General features: G+C 75.4%; 14 protein-coding genes. 10 read left to right on the top strand and 4 right to left on the bottom strand.

The window, feature by feature from the left end; genetic code table 11:
• Positions 1-206 precede the first annotated feature (206 nt).
• The 8 genes from ABD976_RS22540 to ABD976_RS22575 are packed head-to-tail and all read left to right on the top strand — an operon-like array spanning position 207 to position 14,117.
• Positions 207-1,574: an MFS transporter gene (locus tag ABD976_RS22540; RefSeq protein WP_345366394.1), complete on the top strand. Its 1,368-nt coding sequence runs from the start codon at positions 207-209 to the stop codon at positions 1,572-1,574.
• On the top strand, positions 1,567-3,639 hold the full coding sequence (locus ABD976_RS22545) for a molybdopterin oxidoreductase family protein (RefSeq protein ID WP_345366396.1): 2,073 nt from the start codon (positions 1,567-1,569) through the stop codon (positions 3,637-3,639). Before ABD976_RS22540 ends, ABD976_RS22545 begins: the two co-directional genes overlap by 8 nt.
• Positions 3,636-5,057: an FAD-dependent oxidoreductase gene (locus tag ABD976_RS22550; RefSeq protein ID WP_345366398.1), complete on the top strand. Its 1,422-nt coding sequence runs from the start codon at positions 3,636-3,638 to the stop codon at positions 5,055-5,057. Before ABD976_RS22545 ends, ABD976_RS22550 begins: the two co-directional genes overlap by 4 nt.
• A complete protein-coding gene (gene nirB / locus ABD976_RS22555; protein ID WP_369774617.1) occupies positions 5,057-7,552 on the top strand; it encodes a nitrite reductase large subunit NirB in 2,496 nt (831 codons plus the stop codon). Before ABD976_RS22550 ends, nirB begins: the two co-directional genes overlap by 1 nt.
• On the top strand, positions 7,549-7,872 hold the full coding sequence (nirD, locus tag ABD976_RS22560) for a nitrite reductase small subunit NirD (RefSeq protein ID WP_345366402.1): 324 nt from the start codon (positions 7,549-7,551) through the stop codon (positions 7,870-7,872). The genes nirB and nirD overlap by 4 nt, the downstream gene beginning before the upstream one ends.
• Positions 7,869-9,014 (top strand): uroporphyrinogen-III synthase, encoded by a 1,146-nt coding sequence (locus ABD976_RS22565; RefSeq protein ID WP_345366404.1) that lies wholly within the window; start codon positions 7,869-7,871, stop codon positions 9,012-9,014. The genes nirD and ABD976_RS22565 overlap by 4 nt, the downstream gene beginning before the upstream one ends.
• Positions 8,996-9,730, top strand: coding sequence for a sirohydrochlorin chelatase (locus tag ABD976_RS22570; protein ID WP_345366406.1), 735 nt, complete (start codon positions 8,996-8,998; stop codon positions 9,728-9,730). Before ABD976_RS22565 ends, ABD976_RS22570 begins: the two co-directional genes overlap by 19 nt.
• 31 nt (positions 9,731-9,761) lie before the next feature.
• Positions 9,762-14,117 (top strand): HAD-IC family P-type ATPase, encoded by a 4,356-nt coding sequence (locus ABD976_RS22575; protein WP_345366408.1) that lies wholly within the window; start codon positions 9,762-9,764, stop codon positions 14,115-14,117.
• Here the strand turns inward: ABD976_RS22575 and ABD976_RS22580 are convergent.
• Positions 14,104-15,036 carry an EamA family transporter gene (locus ABD976_RS22580; protein ID WP_345366410.1) on the bottom strand — a complete coding sequence of 311 codons (933 nt, stop codon included), beginning with the start codon at positions 15,034-15,036 and terminating at the stop codon, positions 14,104-14,106. The two genes, ABD976_RS22575 and ABD976_RS22580, sit on opposite strands and share 14 nt — an antisense overlap.
• A gap of 199 nt (positions 15,037-15,235) precedes the next feature.
• Between ABD976_RS22580 and ABD976_RS22585 the strand changes: the two genes are divergently transcribed.
• Positions 15,236-18,049, top strand: a complete 2,814-nt coding sequence (locus ABD976_RS22585) for an aconitate hydratase (protein WP_345366412.1) — start codon at positions 15,236-15,238, stop codon at positions 18,047-18,049.
• Between the two features lie 129 nt (positions 18,050-18,178).
• Here the strand turns inward: ABD976_RS22585 and ABD976_RS22590 are convergent, their stop codons facing one another.
• Positions 18,179-18,805 (bottom strand): class I SAM-dependent methyltransferase, encoded by a 627-nt coding sequence (locus ABD976_RS22590; protein ID WP_345366414.1) that lies wholly within the window; start codon positions 18,803-18,805, stop codon positions 18,179-18,181.
• A 350-nt stretch (positions 18,806-19,155) separates the two neighbouring features.
• The gene (locus ABD976_RS22595) at positions 19,156-19,383 is read right to left on the bottom strand and encodes a hypothetical protein (protein ID WP_345366416.1); all 228 of its coding nucleotides are present in this window, start codon (positions 19,381-19,383) and stop codon (positions 19,156-19,158) included.
• A gap of 209 nt (positions 19,384-19,592) precedes the next feature.
• Between ABD976_RS22595 and ABD976_RS22600 the strand changes: the two genes are divergently transcribed.
• Positions 19,593-20,624, top strand: coding sequence for an NAD(P)-binding domain-containing protein (locus tag ABD976_RS22600; protein ID WP_345366418.1), 1,032 nt, complete (start codon positions 19,593-19,595; stop codon positions 20,622-20,624).
• Here ABD976_RS22600 and ABD976_RS22605 read toward each other — a convergent pair.
• A complete protein-coding gene (locus ABD976_RS22605; RefSeq protein WP_345366420.1) occupies positions 20,614-21,453 on the bottom strand; it encodes an SAM-dependent methyltransferase in 840 nt (279 codons plus the stop codon). The two genes, ABD976_RS22600 and ABD976_RS22605, sit on opposite strands and share 11 nt — an antisense overlap.
• Between the last annotated feature and the right edge of the window lie 18 nt (positions 21,454-21,471).

A 21,471-nucleotide genomic window follows, 5' to 3' on the forward strand; every position in this document is an offset into this window, starting at 1 on the left:
ACGGTCCCGTCCGCGGAGTCGTCCGCACCGCCAGCTCGCACTCCTCCACCGTCCCACGTCCGGGTGGTACTCGGCCACCAGGGCCCCTCACCAGGCGGGACGCGGTCGTTGTGAAGCTCCCTTTTCACCTCGGTAACCGCAGCGGTCCACCGGCGCAACAGCCCGTTCCTACGGTCGGCAAGACCGCAGTTCGAGGAGGACCGATCGTGACCACCACGGTGCACCCACCGCCCAGGCCGGGCCGCTGGATCAGCGGCTGGGACCCCGAGGACGAGGAGTTCTGGGAGCGCAGCGGCAAGCGCATCGCCCGGCGCAACCTCGCGCTGTCGGTGCTCTCCGAGCACCTCGGCTTCTCGGTGTGGAGCATCTGGTCGGTCATGGTGCTGTTCCTGTCCCCGGAGATCGGCCTGGGCTTCACCGCCGGGGAGAAGTTCCTGCTGGTGTGCGTCCCGACGCTGGTCGGCTCGCTGCTCCGGTTGCCCTACAGCGCGGCGGTGGCCCGCTTCGGCGGGCGGAACTGGACGGTGCTGTCCACCGCCGTCCTGCTGGTGCCGACCCTGCTCGCGCTGCACTTCGTGCGGCAGCCGGGCACGCCGCTGTGGGTGTTCCTGCTGATCGGCGCGCTGACCGGGCTGGGCGGCGGCAACTTCGCCTCGTCGATGACCAACATCGCGCACTTCTTCCCGCGCAGGCACCAGGGCTGGGCGCTGGGGCTCAACGCGGGCGGCGGCAACCTCGGCGTGGCGGTGATCCAGCTGGTGGCGCTGCTGGTGATCGCCACCGCGGGCAGCACCAGCCCCGCCTACGTCGCGGCGGTCTACCTACCGCTGATCGTGCTCGCGGCGCTGGCCGCGGCGCTGGGGATGGACAACCTGGACGTGGTGCGCGGGGCACCGGGCGCGCAGCGCGACGCGGTGCGCGAACCGCACACCTGGTGGCTCTCGCTGCTCTACATCGGCACCTTCGGCTCGTTCATCGGTTACGGGTTCGCCTTCGGGCTGGTGCTGCAGAGCCAGTTCGGCTTCAGCGCCTTGCAGGCGGCCGGCTGCACCTTCCTCGGGCCGCTGCTGGGTTCGCTGGCCCGGCCGCTGGGTGGGGCGCTGGCGGACCGCTTCGGCGGCGCCGGGGTGACGTGCTGGAACTTCCTCGGCATGGCCGCCGGGACCGCGCTGCTGCTGGTCGCCTCCGGGCAGGGCTCGTTCGGCCTGTTCCTGGCGGCGTTCACCGCGCTGTTCGTGCTCAGCGGCCTGGGCAACGGCTCGGTGTACAAGATGATCCCGGCGGTGTTCGCCGAGCGGGCCGCGGCGCGGGTCACCGCCGGAGCCGACGCCGCCGGGGCGTTCGCCGAGGCGCGCCGGCTCTCCGGCGCGGTGATCGGCATCGCCGGGGCCGTCGGCGGGCTCGGCGGGGTGCTCATCAACCTGGCCTTCCGCGCCTCCTACGGCGGCCCGGCCGCCTCCGGCGACCTCGCGTTCGTCGCGTTCCTGGTCTGCTACCTCGGCTGCGTGGTGCTGACCTGGGCCTGCTACCTGCGCCGCCCGGCGGTGGCCGTCCGGGAGGTGGCCGGTGCCTGAGCGACCGCGGACGGTGGCCACCCACTGCCCCTACTGCGCGCTGCAGTGCGGCACCCGGCTGACCCGGGAGCGCGCCGGGGTCGCGGTGCGGCCGGACGCGGACTTCCCGGTCAACCAGGGCGGCCTGTGCCAGAAGGGCTGGACGGCTCCGGCGGTGCTGACCGCCGCCGACCGGCTGCACCACCCGCTGGTCCGCCGCGGCGGGCGGCTGCGCCCCACCGACTGGTCCGGTGCGCTCGACGTGATCGCCGACGGGATCACCCGGGTGCGGCGCAGCCGCGGCGCGGACGCGGTCGCGGTGTTCGGCGGCGGTGGCCTGACCAACGAGAAGGCCTACCTGCTCGGCAAGTTCGCCCGGCTGGCGCTGGGCACCAGCCAGATCGACTACAACGGCCGGTTCTGCATGTCCGCGGCGGCCGCGGCGGGCGGGGCGGCGTTCGGGCTGGACCGGGGGCTGCCGTTCCCGGTCACCGACCTCGGCGCGGCCGACGTCGTGCTGCTGGCGGGGTCCAACCCGGCCGAGACGATGCCGCCGCTGATGCGGCACCTCGGCGCCCCGGACCTGGTGGTCCTCGACCCCCGCCGGACCGCGACCGCCGAGCGCGCCGCGCTGCACCTGCAACCGGCACCGGGCACCGACCTCGCGCTGGCCCTCGGCCTGCTGCACGTGGCGGTGACCGACGGCCTGCTCGACCGGGACTACGTCGCGGCGCGCACCACCGGTTTCACCGAGGCCTGGCAGGCCGCCGCGGGGTGGTGGCCGGAGCGGGTCGAGCGGACCACCGGGGTGCCGGCGGCCGACCAGCGCGCGGCGGTGCGGATGCTCGCCGACGCCGAACGCGCCTACGTGCTCACCGGTCGCGGCGCCGAGCAGCACAGCAAGGGCACCGACACCGCGGCGGCCTTCATCAACCTCGCGCTGGCGCTGGGCCTGCCCGGTCGTGTCGGCAGCGGCTACGGGTGCCTGACCGGCCAGGGCAACGGCCAGGGCGGCCGGGAGCACGGCCAGAAGGCCGACCAGCTCCCCGGTTACCGCTCGATCGGCGACCCGGCGGCCCGCGCGCACGTCTCCTCGGTGTGGGGCGTGGCGCCGGCGGACCTGCCCGGGCCGGGGCGCAGCGCCTACGAGCTGCTCGACGCGCTGGGCACCGAGGACGGCCCGCGCGCCCTGCTGGTGTTCGGCTCGAACCCGGTGGTCTCGGCGCCCCGCGCGGCGCACGTCGCCGACCGGCTGGCCGCGCTGGACCTGCTGGTGGTGGCCGACGTGGTGCCGTCCGAGACCGCGCAGCTCGCCGACGTGGTGCTGCCGGTGACCCAGTGGGCCGAGGAGGACGGCACCACGACCAACCTCGAAGGCCGGGTGCTGCGCCGCCGCCGGTTGCAGCCGCCGCCGGGGCACGCCCGCAGCGACCTGGAGGTGCTGCACGGCCTGGCCACCCGGCTCGGCCAGCCCGGCCACCGCTACCCCACCACGCCGAAGGAGGTCTTCGAGGAGCTGCGCCGCGCCTCGGCGGGCGGCGGCGCCGACTACTCGGGGATCAGCTACGAACGCCTCGACGCCGGGGAGGCGCTGCACTGGCCGTGCCCGGACGAGGCACATCCCGGTACCCCGCGGCTGTTCCTGGACGGCTTCGCCCACCCCGACGGGCGGGCGCGGTTCGCCGCCGTCGAGCACCGGGACGCCGCCGAGCTGCCCGACGCCCGGTATCCGCTGATCGCCACCACCGGCCGGGTGCTGGCGCAGTACCAGTCCGGCGCGCAGACCCGGCGCGTCCCCGAACTGGTGGCGGCGGCCCCGGAGCCGTTCGTCGAGGTGCACCCGGACACCGCGCGCCGGGCCGGGCTCGTCGAGGGCGCGCTGGCCCGGATCAGCTCGGCGCGGGGCACCGCGCTGGCCCGCGTGCGGCTGGTGGGCACCCTGCGCTCGGACACCGTCTTCCTGCCGTTCCACTTCCCCGGCGACGGGCGCGCGAACCTGCTCACCGGCGACGCCCTGGACCCGCGCAGCCGGATGCCGGAGTTCAAGGTCAGCGCGGTGCGCCTCGAACCGGAGGTGCGGGCATGAGGCGCGTGGTGGTGGTCGGCGGTGGAGCCGCCGCGCACCGGCTGGTCGCCGGGCTGCGCGCGGGCGGTTTCGACGGCTCGGTCGCGGTGCTCGGCGCCGAGCCCCGCCCGGGCTACCACCGGGTGCTGCTCGGCTCGGTCGTGGACGGCACGCTGCGCGGTGCGGACCTGGCGCTGCCCGCGCCCGCGGCCGAGGTGCACGCGGGTGCGATCGCCGCGGAGCTGGACCGCGACCGGCGGGTGGTGCGCACCGCCTCCGGCGACGAGCACCCCTACGACGTGCTGGTGCTGGCCACCGGGGCGCGGGCCCGGCAACCGGAGCTGCCCGGCGCGGCACCGGACCGGGTGCGCCCGCTGCGGACGCTGCCGGACGCCACCTGGCTGGCGGCGGCGGCCGGACCCGTCGCGGTGCTCGGCGGCGGTGTCCTCGGGGTCGAGACCGCGGTGGCGCTGCGGGCCCGGGGCCTCGACGCGACCCTGGTGCATCCCGGACCCGGCCCGATGGACCGGCTGCTCGACGCCACCGCCGGGCGGCTGCTCGCCGACCGGCTCGGCCAGCTCGGCGTGGACCTGGCGCTGCGGCGTCGCGCCGTCGGCCACCGGCCCGGGGAACTGCTGCTCGACGACGGCACCGCGGTCCCGGCCGAGCGGGTGGTGGTCTGCGCGGGCACCGCTGCCGAGGTGGGCTTGGCCGAGCGGGCCGGGCTGGCGGTGCGCCGCGGCGTGGTCGTCGACGACGAACTGCGCACCGGCGACCCGCGGATCCGCGCCCTGGGCGACTGCGCCGAGCACGCCGGCGTGCTGACCGGGCAGCTCGACCCGGCGTGGCGGCAGGCCGACGTGCTGGCCGGGCTGCTGACCGGCGCGGACCAGCGCTACCGGCCCGGCCGGCAGATGACCCGGCTGCGGGCCCGGGGGATCGACCTGGTCTCCCTCGGTCCGGCCGAGCGGCGGGCCGATCCGGCGGCCGAGGTGGTCGCGCTGTCGGACCCGGCGCGGGGCCGCTACGCCACCGTGACCGTGCACGACGAGCGGATCACCGGCGGGGTGCTGCTCGGGTTCCCCCGCGCCATCGCCGCGCTCACCCAGCTGCACGACCGCGGCCTGCCGCTGCCCGCCGACCGGCTGGCGCTGCTGCTGGGCGGGCCCGCACCGACCGGCACCGCAGCGACCGGCGCCGCGACGACCGGTGCTGCAGCGACGGGCACTGGGCGGGTCACCGCCCCGCCGGTGCTCTGCCACTGCAACGCCGTCACCCGGGACGCCCTGGTCGCCGCGTGGCGCTCCGGTGCCCGCTCGGTCGCCGAGCTGGCCCGCACCACCCGCGCGACCACCGGTTGCGGCGGCTGCACCGAGGAGGTCGCGCGGCTGTGCGACCGGTTGCGCGACCACGACGGGATCGAGGAGGGAGCAGCGTGATGCGCACGCTCGTCATCGCCGGACACGGCATGGTCGGACACCGGCTGCTGGAGGTGCTGCGGTCGCGCGACACCGCGGGCAGCTGGCGGATCGTGGTGCTCTCGGAGGAGGCGCACCACGCCTACGACCGGGTCGCCCTGTCGTCCTACCTGGACGGCAAGAGCGCCGAAGACCTCACCCTGCCCCCGCTGGGGCCGGACCCGCTGGTGGAGGTGCGGGCGAGCACCTCGCTGGCCGCGATCGACCGCCGGGCGCGGCGGATCACCACCTCCGACGGTGCCGAGCTGGACTACGACGCGCTGGTGCTGGCGACCGGGTCGCGGCCGTTCGTGCCGCCGGTGCCGGGCCACGACCTCGACGGCTGCCACGTCTACCGGACCCTCGACGACCTCGACGCGATCCGCGACGCCGCCGCGCCCGGGGAAGCGGGCGTGGTCATCGGCGGCGGCCTGCTCGGGCTGGAGGCCGCCAACGCGCTGCGGCTGCTGGAGATGCGTCCGCACGTGGTGGAGATGGCCCCCCGGCTGATGCCGCTGCAGGTCGACGACGGCGGCGGGCAGGTGCTCGCCCGGCTCGTCGAGGAGCTCGGGGTGACCGTGCACCGCGGTGCCGCCACCCGGTCGATCGAGGGGCGCGGCGGTCGGGTGTCCGGGGTGGTGCTGGCCGACGGCACGACCATCGGCACCGGGCTGGTCGTGTTCTCCGCCGGGGTCCGCCCGCGCGACGAGCTGGCCGAGGCGGCGGGGCTGGCGCGCGGCGAGCGCGGCGGGTTCCTCGTCGACGAGGACTGCCGCACCGACGACGAGCACATCTGGGCCATCGGCGAGTGCGCCGCGGTCCAGGGGCGCTGCTACGGGCTGGTCGCGCCCGGCTACGGCATGGCCGAGGCGGTGGCCGAGCAGCTCCTCGGCGGTACCGCGCGCTTCCCCGGCGCCGACCTGTCGACCAAGCTGAAGCTGCTCGGCGTGGACGTGGCCAGCTTCGGCGACGCGCACGCCACCACCGAGGGCGCGCTGGAGGTCGTCTACGCCAACGGCGCGGCGGGCACCTACGCCAAGCTGGTGCTCGGCGACGACGCCTCGGTGCTGCTCGGCGGCGTGCTGGTCGGCGACGCGAGCGCCTACCCGGCGCTGCGCCCGCTGGTCGGCCGGGAGCTGCCCGGGCCACCGGAGCGGCTGCTGCTGCCCGCGGGTTCCGGGGCCGAGGCCGCGCCGCTGCCCGCCGACGCGACGGTCTGCTCCTGCAACAACGTGACCAAGCAGGACATCACCGCGGCGGTCACCGACCGGGGGCTGACCGACGTCGCCGGGATCAAGTCCTGCACCGGGGCGGGCACCAGCTGCGGCTCGTGCGTGCCGCTGCTGGCCGGGCTGCTCACCGAGTGCGGGGTGGCCGCGGGCAAGGCGCTGTGCGAGCACTTCAGCCAGTCCCGCGCCGAGTTGTACGAGATCGTCCAGGCCACCGGGATCGGCACGTTCTCCGAGCTGATCGCCCGGCACGGCACCGGGCGGGGCTGCGACCTGTGCAAGCCCGCGGTGGCCTCGATCCTGGCCGGGCTCGGCGGGCACGTGCTGGCCGACGAGCAGGTGCCGCTGCAGGACACCAACGACCGGTTCCTGGCGAACATGCAGCGCAACGGCACCTACTCGGTGGTGCCCCGGGTGCCCGGCGGGGAGATCACCCCGGAGGGGCTGATCGTGCTCGGCGAGGTGGCCCGGGAATTCGGCCTCTACACCAAGATCACCGGTGGTCAGCGGATCGACCTGTTCGGCGCCCGGGTCGAGCAGCTCCCGGCGATCTGGCGGCGGCTCGTCGACGCCGGGTTCGAGTCCGGTCACGCCTACGGCAAGGCGCTGCGCACCGTGAAGTCCTGCGTCGGCGACGACTGGTGCCGCTACGGGGTGCAGGACTCGGTCACGATGGCGATCCGGCTGGAACTGCGCTACCGCGGCCTGCGGGCCCCGCACAAGCTCAAGTCCGGGGTGTCCGGCTGCGCCCGCGAGTGCGCCGAGGCCCGCGGCAAGGACTTCGGCGTGATCGCCACCGAGCGCGGCTGGAACCTCCACGTCGGCGGCAACGGCGGGTTCACCCCCCGGCACGCCGAGCTGCTGGCCGCCGATCTCGACGACGAGCGGCTCGTCCGGGTGATCGACCGGTTCCTGATGTTCTACATCCGCACCGCCGACCGGTTGCAGCGCACCTCGGCCTGGGTCGAGTCGCTCGGCATCGACCACGTGCGGCAGGTCGTCGTCGAGGACTCCCTCGGCATCGCCGCCGACCTGGAGGCCGCGATGGCCCGGCACGTCGAGAACTACTCCGACGAGTGGGCCGGGGTGCTGGCGGATCCGGCCAAGCTGGCCCGGTTCGTCTCCTTCATCAACGCCCCCGACGCCCCCGACCCGACGATCCGCTTCACCGAGGAGCGCGGTCAGATCCGGCCCGACGGGCCGGTGCCGCTGCCGCTGCCCCGGATCCGCGAGGAGGCCCCCGCATGAACTGGCACCGCATCTGCGACCTGGACCTGCTGATCCCGGAGTGCGGGCTGCCCGCGCTGGTCGGCGAGCACCCCGTGGCGTTGTTCCGGACCGGCGACGGCGAGCTGTTCGCGGTGGGCAACGTGGACCCGTTCTCCGGTGCCGGGGTGATCAGCCGCGGCATCGTGGGCGACCGTGCCGGTGAGCCCACCGTGGCCTCGCCGATGCTCAAGCAGGTGTTCTCGCTGCGCACCGGCCGCTGCCTGGACGACCCGGACGTGCGGCTGCCCACCTACCCGGTGCGCAGCCGGGAGTCCGCCGTCGAGATCGGAGTCGCGTGACCGAACCGCTGGCCGGGTTCACCATCGGGATCACCGCCGCGCGGCGGGCCGACGAGCTCGCCACGCTGCTGGAGCGCCGGGGCGCGCGGGTGGTGCACGCCCCGGCGCTGCGCCTCCTGCCGCTGGCCGACGACGCCGAGCTGCGCCGGATCAGCCGGGACTGCCTGGCCGCGCCACCGGACGTGGTGGTGGCGACCACCGGCATCGGGTTCCGGGGCTGGATCGAAGCCGCCGAAGGCTGGGGAATCGGCGCGGCGCTGCTCGACGCCCTCGGCCGGGCCCGGCTGCTGGCGCGCGGGCCCAAGGCGCGCGGCGCGGTCCGCGCGGCCGGTCTGCCCGACCCGTGGTCACCGGCCTCGGAATCGTCCGGCGAACTGCTGGAGCACCTGCTCGGCGGTGCGCCCGCGGGCACCCGGATCGCGGTGCAGCTGCACGGGCAGCCGCTGCCGGACTTCGTCGACGCGCTGCGCTGCGCCGGGGCGGAGGTCCTCGAGGTGCCGGTGTACCGCTGGACCGCACCGGCCGACCCCGCGGCGCTGGAGCAGCTGCTCGACGCCGTCTGCGCGGGCGAGGTCGACGCGGTGACCTTCACCAGCGCACCGGCCGTGGCCGGGACGCTCGCCCTGGCCGCCGAGCGCGGTCGCCGGGAGGCGCTGCTCGACGCGCTGGCCGGGCCGGTGCTCGCCGCCTGCGTCGGCCCGGTGACCAGCGGTCCGCTCGCCGACCTCGGGATCGCCCCGGTGGTGCCGCCGCGCTACCGGCTGGGCGCGCTGGTGCGCGCGCTGTGCGAGGCGCTGCCCCGCCGCCGCCCGGTGCTACCGGTCGCCGGGCGGTCGCTGCAACTGCGCGGGCACGCCGCGCTGGTGGACGGCACCCTCCGGCCGCTGGCCCCGCAGGCCCGCGTGCTCTTGGCGGCCTTGGCCGAGCGGCCGGGGCGGGTGGTTTCGCGGCGCGCGCTGGCCGACGCGCTGGCGGCGGCCGCGCCCGGGCGCGCGGTCGACGAGCACGCGGTGGAGCAGGCGGTCGCCCGGCTGCGCGCCGCGCTGGGCGCCGCCGACCTGGTGCAGACCGTGATCAAGCGCGGCTACCGGCTGCCGCTGGAACCGATGGAGGACGCACCCCGATGCACCGCACGCCGCTGAACCCGCCGCTGGTGCTGGTCGCGCACGGGACCCGCCACCCGGCCGGGCCCCGCGTCGTCGAGCGGATCGCCGCCGCGGCCGCCGACCGGCTGGCCACCTCGGTGCGGGCGGCCTACGTGGACGTGATCGGCCCGTCGGTGGGCGAGGTGCTCCGGGAGATCGACGGTCCGGCCGTGGTGCTGCCCGCGTTCCTGGCCGCCGGCTACCACGTCCGCGCCGACCTCCCCGAGCAGCTCGGCGCCGAGCGGCGGCGGGTGCTGGTCACCGCCCCGCTCGGTCCGGCGCCGGAACTCGCGGCGGCGATGCGCGACCGGTTGGCCGAAGCGGGGTGGCGCCCCGGCCGGTCGGTGCTGTTCAGCGCCGCCGGGTCGGCGGACCCCCGGGCGCGCGCCGACGCGCGCCGCGCCGCCGACCTGCTGGGCGGGCTCCTGCGGCAGCGGCTGGGCCCGAGCTACCTGACCACCGCCCACCCGCGCACCGCCGAGGTCGCGGCGACCACCGCGCCCGAGTTCCTGGCCCCCTACCTGCTGGCGCCCGGGGCGTTCCACCGGGAGCTGGCCGCGCTGCCGGGGGTGGCGGCGCGGCCGATCGGCGACCACCCCCGGTTGGTGGACCTCGTGGTCCACCGGTACGGGGACGCGGTCGGCGGTGGCGTTTCGGCGCACCGCGGCCGGGTAGTACGAGCGGAGCTGATGAGCGGCCCGAGCACGCGCTGATCCCGGGGCCGCCGAAGGGGGTGGTGCCGCGATGCCGCTGCACCGCCTGTGGTCCCGCGCCGCCGAGGTGGTCGCTCCCGTGCTCGCGGCGGCGCGCGACCGGGCCACCACCGATCGGCGGACCTGGCGCGGGCGGCACTCCCACCTGGAAGTCCGCGGCCTGCACGAGCGCTCGGCCGACGACGCGGTCCGCGCTCTCGGCGACCGGCTGCGCGGCGTCGAGGGCGTCCGCGCCGTGGAGGTCAACCGGGTGCTCGGCCGGGTGGTGGTGGACCACGATCCGGCCGAGGTGGCGGTGGCGGTGCTGACCCGGGTGCTCGCCGAGGTCGAGGCCGAGCACGGGCTGCACGACACCGAGCGCGCGCCGAGCGGCACCGCCCACCCCGGCGACCCCGACGCCCTGCTGCGCGACGCCGGAGCGCTGGCGCTGAGCGCGCTGGGCTTCGGGTACTCGCTGCTCGGCTCGCTGCTGCCCTTCCGCGCCACCTCACCCGTGGTGCCCGCGGCGGTGTCGCTGGTCGATTCGGTGCCGTGGCTGCGCGCGGGCGCCGAACGGGTGCTGGGGCGCGAGGGCTGCGACGTGGCGCTGGCCGTCGGCGGCGCGGTCTCCAACGGGCTCGCGCAGCGCCCGCTCGGCGTGCTGGCCGATCTCGGCGGCCGGTTCTGCGCGGCCCGGGAATCCGTGGCCCGCGGGCAGGCGTGGGCGCGGCACGAACCGGGGGCCGAGCACGGTTGCGGCCCGGTGCCCGGCGAGCCCCGGCCCGTCCCGCTGCCCGGCGGGCCGGTGGAGCGGGTGGCGAGCACCTCGGGCGGGGCCGCGCTGGGCGGCTGGGCGGCGACGCTGGCCGCCACCCGCGACCGGCAGCGGGCGCTGGCCGTGCTGCTGGCCGCCACGCCGCGGGCCGCCAAGGCCGGGCGCGAGGCGTTCGCCGCGCAGCTCACCAGCACCGCGACCGAACGCGGCGCGCTGGTGCTGCAACCCGACGCGCTGCGCCGCCTGGACCGGGTGGACACCGTCGTCTTCGACGCCGCCGCCCTGCTGACCGGCAGGCGGGTGGTGGAGCGGGTGATCCCGCTGGCCGACCGCGACGCGGCGGAGCTGTTCGCGGTGGCGGGCGACCTGGTCGATCCGGACGGCGAGATCGTCGCCCACGGCGGCTGGACGCTCACCGCGCACTCCGGCAGCTCCGGGCTGCCCGCGTCGGTGCTCGGCGAGGTGCGGGCGGAGCTCGCCCGGGGCGCCGAGATCTTCCTGCTGCGCGACCGGGAGGAGCCGGCCGCGGTGGTGGTGCTGGTCGCCGAGCTCGACCCGCTCGCGGAGTCCCTCGTCGAGGTCGCGGGCGAGCACGCGGCGGTGCTGATCAGCGGCCGGGGCACCCGCCTGGACCACCGGCTGGACGTGGACGGCGCCGTCGCGGGCGGCACCCGGCTGCCCGGCGAGGTCCGCCGGTTGCAGCGGGAAGGCGCGGTGGTGGCCGTGGTCTCGGCCCGGGACGGCGCGGCGCTGCTGGCCGCCGACGTCGGCATCGGCGCGTCCGGACCGGCGGCTCCGGTGTGGGCGGCCGACGTGCTGTGCCCGACCCCCGCGCTGGTGCACTTCCTGCTCGCCGCGCAGGGCGGGGCCCGCCGGGCCAGCACCCGGGCCGCGGCGCTGTCCGCGGTCGGTTCCGCGGTCGGCGCGTTCTTCGCCGCGTTCGGGCCCGCGTCCGGCGCACCCGGTCGCGCCGGGATGCCGTGCCACGCCGCGACGCTGGCCGCGCTGCTCACCGGCACCTGGATCGGCTGGCGGGTGGCCGGGCGCGCGCCGCCGGTGCCGCGCGAGCGCACCCCGTGGCACGCGATGACCCCGGAGGCGGTGCTGCGGACGCTGGCCGGATCGCGGGAGGGGCTCAGCGCCGCCGAAGCGCGCCGCCGCACCGAACCCGCGGGCGAGGCGCGGCAAGCACCGATCGGACTGCTCGCCGCGACCACCGAAGCGCTGATCACGCCGATCACCTCGGTGCTCGGGGCGGGCGCGGTGGTCTCGGCCGGGCTCGGTTCGGTGACCGACGCGGCGCTGATCTGCGGCGTGCTGCTGACCGGCGCGGTGATCGAGGGCGTCCAGCGGGTCCACGCCGAGCGGGAGCTGTCCCGCCTCCGGGAACCGGACCGCTCGACCGCGCGCCGCCGCCGGGGCGGCGAGGTCGAGGAGGTACCGACCACCGAGCTGGTTCCCGGTGACGTGATCGAGCTGCGGGCCGGGGACGCGGTGCCCGCCGACGCGCGGTTGCTGGCGGCCGAGTCGCTGGAGGTCGACGAGTCCGGGCTGACCGGGGAATCGTTGCCCGCCGCCAAGCGGGTGGAGCCCACCGCGGCGGTGACCGTGGGCGACCGGACCTGCATGGTCTACCGGGGCACCTCGGTGGCGGGCGGTTCGGGCAGCGCGGTCGTGGTGGCCACCGGGGAGCGCACCGAGGTGGGCCGCACCGCCCGCGCCGCCACGGCACCGCACCGGCGGGACACCGGCGTGCAGCGCAGGCTCGGCGAGCTGACCCACCGCTTCCTGCCGCTGTCGATCGGGGCGGGCGGGCTGATGCTCGCCGTCGACCTGCTGCGCGGGGTGCCCGCGGCCGAGTCGGTCAGCCGATCGGTGGGCCTGGCCGTGGCGGCGGTCCCGGAGGGGTTGCCGTTCGTGGCGACCCTCGCCGAGATGGCCGCGGCGCGGCGGCTGTCCCGGCGCGGCGTCGTGGTCCGCACCCCCGACACCGTCGAGGCGCTGGGCCGGGTCGACGCCCTGTGCTTCGACAAGACCGGCACCCTCACCCAGGGCCGGATCACCCTCGGCGCTGCCTCCGACGGCCGGACCGGCTGCGATCCCGCCGACGCCCCGGGGATCGTGGCCGCCGCCGCGCGGGCCTGCCCGCGCCCGGACGGCAGCCCGCTGCCGCACCCGACCGACCAGGCGATCCTCGATGGCGCCGCGGCGCACGACCTGCTGCCCGATGCACCGGTGCTGGCGGAGCTGCCGTTCGAGCCGTCGCGCGGTTTCCACGCCTCGCACACCGCCGGGCTGCTGTCGGTCAAGGGCGCCCCGGAGGTGGTGCTGCGGCGCTGCACCCGGCACGCGGGAGGCGAGTTCGACGACGCCGCTCGCGCCGAAGCCGAAGCCGCCCTCGACGGCATGGCGCGGCGCGGTTTCCGGGTGCTGGCGATCGCCGAACGCCCGGTGCCACCGGATTTCGAGCTCTCCGACCCCACCACCGGTGAACTGGAGCTGCTCGGGTTCCTCGGGCTGGCCGATCCGGTGCACCCGGCCGCCGCGGCGGCGGTGGCCCGGCTGGGCCGGGCGGGCGTGGACGTCATGATGATCACCGGCGACCACCCCAGCACCGCGGAGGCCATCGCCGCGGACCTGGACCTGCTGGACGGGCGGGGCGTGCTCACCGGCGCCGAACTGGACGAGCTCGACGACGAGCGGCTCACCGCGCGGCTCGCCGACGTCGCGGTGTTCGCCCGGGTCTCCCCCGCGCAGAAGGCCCGGATCGTGGACCGGCTGCGGGCGGCGGGCCGGGTGGTGGCGATGACCGGCGACGGCGCCAACGACGTCCCGGCGATCGGGCTGGCGCAGGTGGGCATCGCCTTCGGCTCGCGCGCGGCACCGGCCGCCCGGGAGTCGGCCGACCTCGTGGTCGGCGAGGACCGGATCGAAACGCTCACCGAGGGGATCGTCGAGGGCCGGGGCATGTGGAGCTCGGTGCGCGACGCGCTGGCGCTGCTGCTGGGCGGCAACCTGGGCGAGATCGGCTACGCCGTGGTCGGCGGCGGGATCAGCCCGGCGGCTCCGCTGAACACCCGGCAGCTCCTGGTGGTCAACATGCTCACCGACGTGCTGCCCGCGATGGCCATCGCGGTCCGCCCGCCGCCGGAGGCGACCCCGGACAAGCTGCTCGCCGAAGGTCCCGACGCCTCGCTGGGCAGCGCCTTGATCAAGGACGTCCGGACCCGCGCGGTGGCCACCGCGGCCGCCGCGACGCTGACCTGGCTGGCCACCCGCGCGCTGGGCACCCCGTCGCAGGCCCGCACCGCCGCGCTCGTCGCGCTGGTGTCGACCCAGCTCGCGCAGACGGTGGCCACCCGGGGGCGCACCCCGGTGGTGCTGGCCGCCGGGGTCGGCTCGATGGTGGTGCTCGCCGGGCTGGTGCAGCTGCCCGGGGTGAGCTGGTTCTCCGGCAACACCCCGCTGTTCCCGCACCACTGGGCGATCGCGCTGACCATCGCGGCGCTGGCCGCCGTCGCGGTCCGGCTGCGGCGCCCCGCCCCGGCTCGCGGCGAGGCACCGCGGAACGGGCCGGCCGAGCTCCCGCGGGTGGCGGCCGCGGAGCCGACCGGCGCGCTCACACCCCGGTGAGCTCCCCGGCCCGGGTCCGCGCGGGTGCGGCGCGCTGGGCGACGAAGGCACCGGCGAGGACCAGCGCGCCGCCGAACACCTGCACCGGGCCGAGCGCCTCCCCCAGCAGCGCCCAGGCCAGCAGCGTCGCGACCACGGGTTCGAGGAACGCCACCGCACCCGCCACCGGGGCGGAGAGCCGGCGCACCGCGACGATGCCGGTCAGGTAGGCGAGCACGGTGCTGATCAGCACGATCCAGCCGACCGCGAACAGCGCGGGCACGGCGTACCCGGCCAGCTCGACGTCGCCGAGCAGCGCACCCCAGTCCATCCGCCAGGGCTGGGCCAGCGCGGTGACCGCCGCCGCACCGAGCAGCAGCCCGTAGGACACCAGCGCCAGCGGGTTCACGTCGGGACCGCTGTCGGAGAGCAGGAAGTAGGTCGCCTGGCACCCGGCGGCGGCCAGGGCCAGCAGCAGCCCGACCGGGTCGAACCCGAGCCCGCCCCAGAGCTCGACCACGCAGGCCAGGCCGACCACGGCCAGCACCACGCCGAGCGCCGCCGAGCGGGTCACCGGACGCCGCCGGACGAACCGGATCCAGCCCAGCACCAGCACCGGCCCGAGGAACTCGATGAGCAGCGCGACCCCCACCGGCACCGTGGCGATCGCGGCGAAGTAGCTCACCTGGACCCCGGCGATGGCGAACAGCCCGTAGCCGAGCAGCAGCCGGGGGACCCGCCGCGCGGTGCGCACGTGCCGGAGCGCGAACGGCAGCATCAGCACCGCACCCCCGGCCAGGCGCAGCCACGCCACCTGCAACGGGCTGAACCCGGCGGCGATCAGGGGTTTGGCGAAGGGACCGGAACCGCCGAAGCAGATCGCCGAGGCGACCGCGCAGGCCAGTCCGGTGGTCTTGGCGTCGCGGAAGGGGAATCGCACCGCGCCATGGAAGCACGACCGGGTGACGGACGAGCCGGTTCCGCACCGCCGGGAGCGGCGCAGCCGGAAGTTTGCCGACCCTTGGTTGTGGTGCAATACAGGACAAGCGTACTGTTACTTCTGAGATTCGGGTCCACGCGCACGCTCGGCCGACGTGCGCGAGACTCGCACTCGTTCCCGAACTTGCGTCCGTCGCGAGATGGAGTTGAACGTGACTGCACCTGCGAGCAAGGACAGCTTCGGCGCCCGCGGCACGCTGAAGGTCGGTGACGCCTCCTACGAGGTGTTCCGGCTCAACGCGGTCGACGGTGCGCAGCGGCTGCCCTACAGCCTCAAGATCCTCCTGGAGAACCTGCTGCGGACGGAGGACGGCGCCAACATCACCGCCGACCACGTGCGCGCGCTGGCGAACTGGGACGCCAAGGCCGACCCGGCCACCGAGATCCAGTTCACCCCGGCGCGGGTGATCATGCAGGACTTCACCGGTGTGCCCTGCGTCGTCGACCTGGCCACCATGCGCGAAGCCGTCGCCGAGCTCGGCGGGGACACCTCGAAGGTCAACCCGCTGGCCCCCGCCGAGCTGGTGATCGACCACTCGGTGATCATCGACGTGTTCGGCAAGCCGGACGCCTTCGAGCGCAACGTCGAATTCGAGTACGGCCGCAACAAGGAGCGCTACCAGTTCCTGCGCTGGGGCCAGGGCGCCTTCGACGAGTTCAAGGTCGTCCCCCCGGGCACCGGCATCGTGCACCAGGTCAACATCGAGCACCTGGCCCGCACCGTGATGGCCCGCAACGGCCAGGCGTACCCGGACAGCTGCGTGGGCACCGATTCGCACACCACGATGGTCAACGGCCTCGGCGTGCTGGGCTGGGGCGTCGGCGGCATCGAGGCGGAGGCCGCGATGCTCGGCCAGCCGGTGTCGATGCTCATCCCGCGCGTGGTCGGCTTCAAGCTCACCGGGGAGATCCCGGCGGGCGCCACCGCCACCGACGTCGTGCTGACCATCACCGAGATGCTGCGCGAGCACGGCGTGGTCGGCAAGTTCGTCGAGTTCTACGGCTCGGGCGTGTCCTCGGTGCCGCTGGCCAACCGCGCCACCATCGGCAACATGAGCCCCGAGTTCGGCTCGACCTGCGCGATCTTCCCGATCGACGACGAGACGATCCGGTACCTCAAGCTCACCGGCCGCTCCACCGAGCAGGTCGACCTCGTCGAGGCCTACGCCAAGGAGCAGGGCCTCTGGCACGACGAGAACGCCGAGCCGGAGTACTCCGAGTACCTCGAGCTGGACCTGTCCACCGTGGTCCCGTCCATCGCCGGCCCGAAGCGCCCGCAGGACCGGATCGCGGTCTCCGCCGCCAAGGGCGCCTTCCGCCACTCGCTGACCGACTACGTCACCAGCGACGGCACCGAGGACGCGCTGGACGAAGCGGGCAAGGAGTCCTTCCCCGCCAGCGACGCCCCGTCGGTGACCGGGGACGGTTCGACCCCCAAGGTCGTCTCGGCGGCCCACGGCGCGAACGGCCGGCCGTCCAAGCCGGTGCACGTCTCCTCCGACGAGCTGGGCTCCTTCGAGCTGGACCACGGCGCCGTGGTGATCGCCTCGATCACCTCCTGCACCAACACCTCGAACCCGTCGGTGATGCTGGGCGCGGCGCTGCTGGCCCGCAACGCCGTGGACAAGGGCCTGACCCGCAAGCCGTGGGTCAAGACCTCGATGGCGCCGGGTTCGCAGGTCGTCACCGACTACTACGAGAAGGCCGGCCTCTGGCCGTACCTGGAGAAGCTGGGCTACCACCTGGTCGGCTACGGCTGCACCACCTGCATCGGCAACTCCGGGCCGCTGCCGGAGGAGATCTCCGGCGCCGTGCAGGACAACGACCTGTCGGTGGTCTCGGTGCTGTCGGGCAACCGGAACTTCGAGGGCCGGATCAACCCCGACGTCAAGATGAACTACCTGGCCTCGCCGCCGCTGGTCATCGCCTACGCCCTCGCGGGCACGATGGACTTCGACTTCGAGACCGACCCGCTGGGCAACGACACCGAGGGCAACCCGGTGTACCTGCGCGACATCTGGCCGTCGCCGCAGGAGGTCCAGGAGGTCATCGACTCGGCGATCACCCAGGAGATGTTCACCAAGGACTACTCCGACGTGTTCTCCGGCGACGAGCGCTGGCGGTCGCTGCCCACCCCCGAGGGCCAGACCTTCGAGTGGGACGCCGAGTCCACCTACGTGCGCAAGCCCCCGTACTTCGAGGGCATGGGCATGGAGCCGAGCGAGGTCACCGACATCGCCGGGGCCCGGGTGCTGGCGCTGCTGGGCGATTCGGTCACCACCGACCACATCTCCCCGGCCGGTGCGATCAAGCCGGACTCCCCCGCGGGCCGGTACCTCACCGAGCACGGCATCGAGCGCAAGGACTTCAACTCCTACGGCTCGCGCCGCGGCAACCACGAGGTGATGATCCGGGGCACCTTCGCCAACATCCGGCTGCGCAACCTGCTCCTGGACGACGTGCAGGGCGGCTACACCCGCGACTTCACCCAGGACGGCGGGCCGCAGGCGTTCATCTACGACGCCGCGCAGAACTACGCCGCGCAGGACACCCCGCTGGTGGTGCTCGGCGGCAAGGAGTACGGCTCCGGCTCGTCGCGCGACTGGGCGGCCAAGGGCACCCGGCTGCTGGGCGTGCAGGCGGTCATCGCCGAGTCCTTCGAGCGCATCCACCGGTCGAACCTGATCGGCATGGGCGTCATCCCGCTGCAGTTCCCGGCGGGTTCCTCGGCGTCCTCGCTGGGCCTGGACGGCACCGAGACCTTCGACATCTCCGGCATCACCGCCCTCAACGGCGGCGAGACCCCGGAGACGGTCAAGGTCACGGCGACCAAGGCCGACGGCTCCGCGGTGGAGTTCGACGCCACCGTCCGGATCGACACCCCCGGCGAGGCGGACTACTACCGCAACGGCGGCATCCTGCAGTACGTGCTGCGCAAGATGATCCGCTCCTGATCTCCCGCCGATCCGGCGGGTAATCGACGAACGGGGCCGGGGCGCCACAAGCGCCCCGGCCCCGTTCCGCCGTTCCGCCGTTCCCAGGACGGTCTCACCCCTCGGTTCGCGAGCCGTTCGGCGGGGCGCTCAGGCCCGGCGGGGTCGGCGGCAGGCGTAGATCCGCGCGGGCGGCACGTTGCGCCACACGGTGTGGCTGGTGAGGACCTCGTCGAAGCCGCGGTCCAGCCTGCGCCGGAACTCGCGGGCGCCGGTCATGCCCAAGGCGTGCACGTAGGCGAACGTGGTGAAGGCACCGCCGGGGGCGAGCACCGCCCCGACCTGCTGGAGGATGTCCTCCTGGAGGCGGCCGGGGAAGATCGACCAGGGCAGCCCGCTGACCACGGCGTCCACCCGCTCGATCCCGGCGCCCGGGAGCAGCTCGCCGAGCCGGGCGGCATCGCCCTGGACCACCTCCAGCCACGGCAGCGCCCGGTTGAGGTGGTCCACCATGCCGGGATCGACCTCGATGGCCACGTGCCGCCCGCCCTCGGGCAGCCGCCGAGCGATGGCCCGGCTCAGCGCGCCGGTACCGGGTCCCAGCTCGACCACCACGGGATCGCCGCTGGAGGGCACCACGGCGGCGATGCGGTCCGCGAGGGCGGGCGAGCTCGGCGCGACCGCTCCGACCGACGAGGGATTGCGGACCGCGCGCTCGACGAACGCCCGGTAGTCGGCGAGGACCGAACCCGGTCGCTCCGCCGGCGCCTGCGTCATCGCTCGTTCAGGTGTCACGGAAGCCCTTCCCCGTCGCTCGTTCTGCCGACCACACCCTAACGGGGCAGCAGGGGCCGGGTGGCGCGACACCGAACGGCCGCCGACCGCTCGCGCGGGGCCTCGGACTCCGCCTCGCCCGCACGCCGCACGGGGGGACGCCCGAGAACCCGGCGCGTTCCGAAAGGGCGCCGAAGGCGGGCGGGCGGAGAAGAGGTGAAAAGGAATCGGGAATCATGTAACGAAACCCGATTCGACGACGATGAAACCGCCTCGGGAAATGCATACCGCGAGACGGTCGAAGAAGGAAACGACGGGCTTGTCCCCGCAGGGGCAAGCCCGTGGCGCGCCTGTCAGGCCGCCGGCTCCAGAGCCGGTGCGGTCGCCCCGATGGCCTGGTCAGGGTTGCTTTCCGGCGAGCGGTTCACCCACTTGACCGCAGCTCCTGCCATGCCCAGCAGCACGACCGCTTCGACCAACAGAGCCACCCATACCGTTGCCACTTCCTTGCCTCCCTTCTGCTTACCTCCCCTTCTCCCGCGTGCGCGCGCGAGCGCGCGCCCCCGTTCGGGGAACTGCACTCGGAAGACGGTTCGGGGCGGACACCCACGTACGAATTCAATACTAGGGCTTCGTTTCCGGGGTATTAAAGCCGCCCCCGGGGTGTCGTGCGTCGCACCCGTTCGGGTGCCAGGCCCGCCGGTCGCCAGTGCCCGTCGGCGGCGGCGCCGAAACCGGTGATGCGCACCACTCCCGGGAAGGTTTCCCGCACCGCACCGTTGCCCCGGACGTGGACCACGTCGACGCCGTCGTCATCGGAGCCGGGCAGGCCGGCCTGAGCACCGCGCACCACCTCGGGCGGCTCGGTGTCGGGCAGGTGGTGCTCGACGCCGGGGACCGCCCGGGCGGGGCCTGGCGCGAGCGCTGGCCGTCGCTGCGCCTCGGCGCGGTGCACGGCATCCACGACCTGCCCGGGCTCCCGCTGGGCGAGGTCGACACCGCCCGCCCCGCCGCCGAGGTGGTCGGCGAGTACTTCGCGCGGTACGAGCGGACCTTCGCGTTTCCGGTGCACCGCCCGGTCCGGGTCCGGGCCGTCCGCGACGTCGGGCAGCGGCTGCTGGTCGAGACCACCGAGCGGAGCTGGGCCGCGCGCGCGGTGGTCAACGCGACGGGCACCTGGGAGAACCCGTTCCTCCCGCACTACCCGGGTCGGGACCGGTTCGCCGGGCGGCAGCTGCACACCGCCGACTACCGGTCCGCCGAGGAGTTCCGCGGCGAGCGCGTGCTCGTGGTCGGCGGCGGGATCTCCGCGGTCGAGCACCTCGTCGAGCTCGCGGGGATCGCCTCGACGACGTGGGTGACCCGGCGGCCGCCGGAGCTGTCCGCCGCCGAGTTCACCCCGGAACGGGGCCGCGCGGCCGTGGCCGAGGTCGAGCGCCGGGTGCGGGCGGGCCTGCCCCCGGGCAGCGTCGTGAGCGCGACCGGACTGCCGCCCACCCCGGCCGTGCGCCGCGCCGAGGAGCTGGGCGTGCTGCACCGGCGACCGATGTTCGACCGGATCACCCCGGGCGGGGTCGTGTGGCCGGACGGCACCGCCGAAGAGGTGGACGTCATCCTGTGGGCGACCGGGTTCCGGCCGGTGCTCGGCCACCTCGCCCCGTTGCGGCTGCGCGCGCCGGGCGGCGGCATCCAGCTCGACGGCACCCGGGCGGTCGCCGAACCCCGGCTGCACCTCGTCGGCTACGGCCCTTCCGCGAGCACCATCGGCGCCAACCGGGCGGGCCGGACCGCCGCCCGGGAGATCCGGTCGCTCATCGCTTGACGGCCACGCCGCCCGGCCCGGTCCGCGGCCGCTCCCCCCGCGGCGCACCCAAGGCGTCGGTGTCCCGGGTGTCGGTGTCCCGGGCGTCGGTGTCCGGGTGCCAGTCGGTGAGGTCGACCAGACCCGGCGGCAGCATCGGCAGCCCGGCGAACATCTCGGCGATCCGCCGCAGCGGACGCGGGTAGAACCCGCCGATGCGCTCGGAGTACATCTCGGCGGCCTGCCGGGTGGAGCTGGGCGCGTCGTCGCTGCACGCGTGCGACACCGCCAGGTGGCCGCCCGGGGCGAGGGCGTCGGCGTAGGCGGCCACGATCCCCGCCGGGTCGTCGTCGTCCGGCACGAAGTGCAGCACCGCGAAGAACAGCACCGCGACCGGCTCGTCGAAGTCGAGCAGTCCGGTGACGCCGGGGTGGGACAGCACCGCGGCGGCGTCCCGGAAGTCCGCGCGCACCGCCGTGGCGCGCGGGGCCTCGCGCAGGATGGCCCGGCTGTGGGCGACCGCCACCAGGTCCGAATCGACATAGGCGACCCGGCTGCGCGGATCGACCCGCTGGGCGATCTCGTGCACGTTGCCGACCGTCGGGATGCCCGACCCCAGGTCCAGGAACTGCGTGATGCCCGCGTCGGCCAGGTGGGCGACGACGCGCCGCAGGAACGACCGGTTGGCCCGCAGCACCGAGGGCAGCGACGGCATCATCCGCGCCGCGCGTTCGGCGAGCTCCCGGTCCACCTCGAAGTTGTGCGAGCCGCCGAGGTGGACGTCGTAGACCCGCGCCGAACTGGGCCGGGTGACGTCCACGCCGCGCGCCCACCAGGGTTGGTCCAGCACCGCCACCTCCGCCTCCGG

It is taken from the genome of Saccharopolyspora cebuensis (assembly GCF_039542665.1).
Lineage (GTDB): Bacteria > Actinomycetota > Actinomycetes > Mycobacteriales > Pseudonocardiaceae > Saccharopolyspora > Saccharopolyspora cebuensis.

Excerpts from the sequence above, each read along its gene's own strand:
- ABD976_RS22575 (WP_345366408.1), top strand. The coding sequence starts at position 9,762 with ATGCCGCTGCACCGCCTGTGGTCCCGCGCCGCCGAGGTGGTCGCTCCC.
- ABD976_RS22590 (WP_345366414.1), bottom strand. The coding sequence starts at position 18,805 with ATGACGCAGGCGCCGGCGGAGCGACCGGGTTCGGTCCTCGCCGACTAC.
- ABD976_RS22585 (WP_345366412.1), top strand. The coding sequence starts at position 15,236 with ATGGAGTTGAACGTGACTGCACCTGCGAGCAAGGACAGCTTCGGCGCC.
- nirD (WP_345366402.1), top strand. The coding sequence starts at position 7,549 with ATGAACTGGCACCGCATCTGCGACCTGGACCTGCTGATCCCGGAGTGC.
- ABD976_RS22550 (WP_345366398.1), top strand. The coding sequence starts at position 3,636 with ATGAGGCGCGTGGTGGTGGTCGGCGGTGGAGCCGCCGCGCACCGGCTG.
- ABD976_RS22570 (WP_345366406.1), top strand. The coding sequence starts at position 8,996 with ATGCACCGCACGCCGCTGAACCCGCCGCTGGTGCTGGTCGCGCACGGG.
- nirB (WP_369774617.1), top strand. The coding sequence starts at position 5,057 with ATGCGCACGCTCGTCATCGCCGGACACGGCATGGTCGGACACCGGCTG.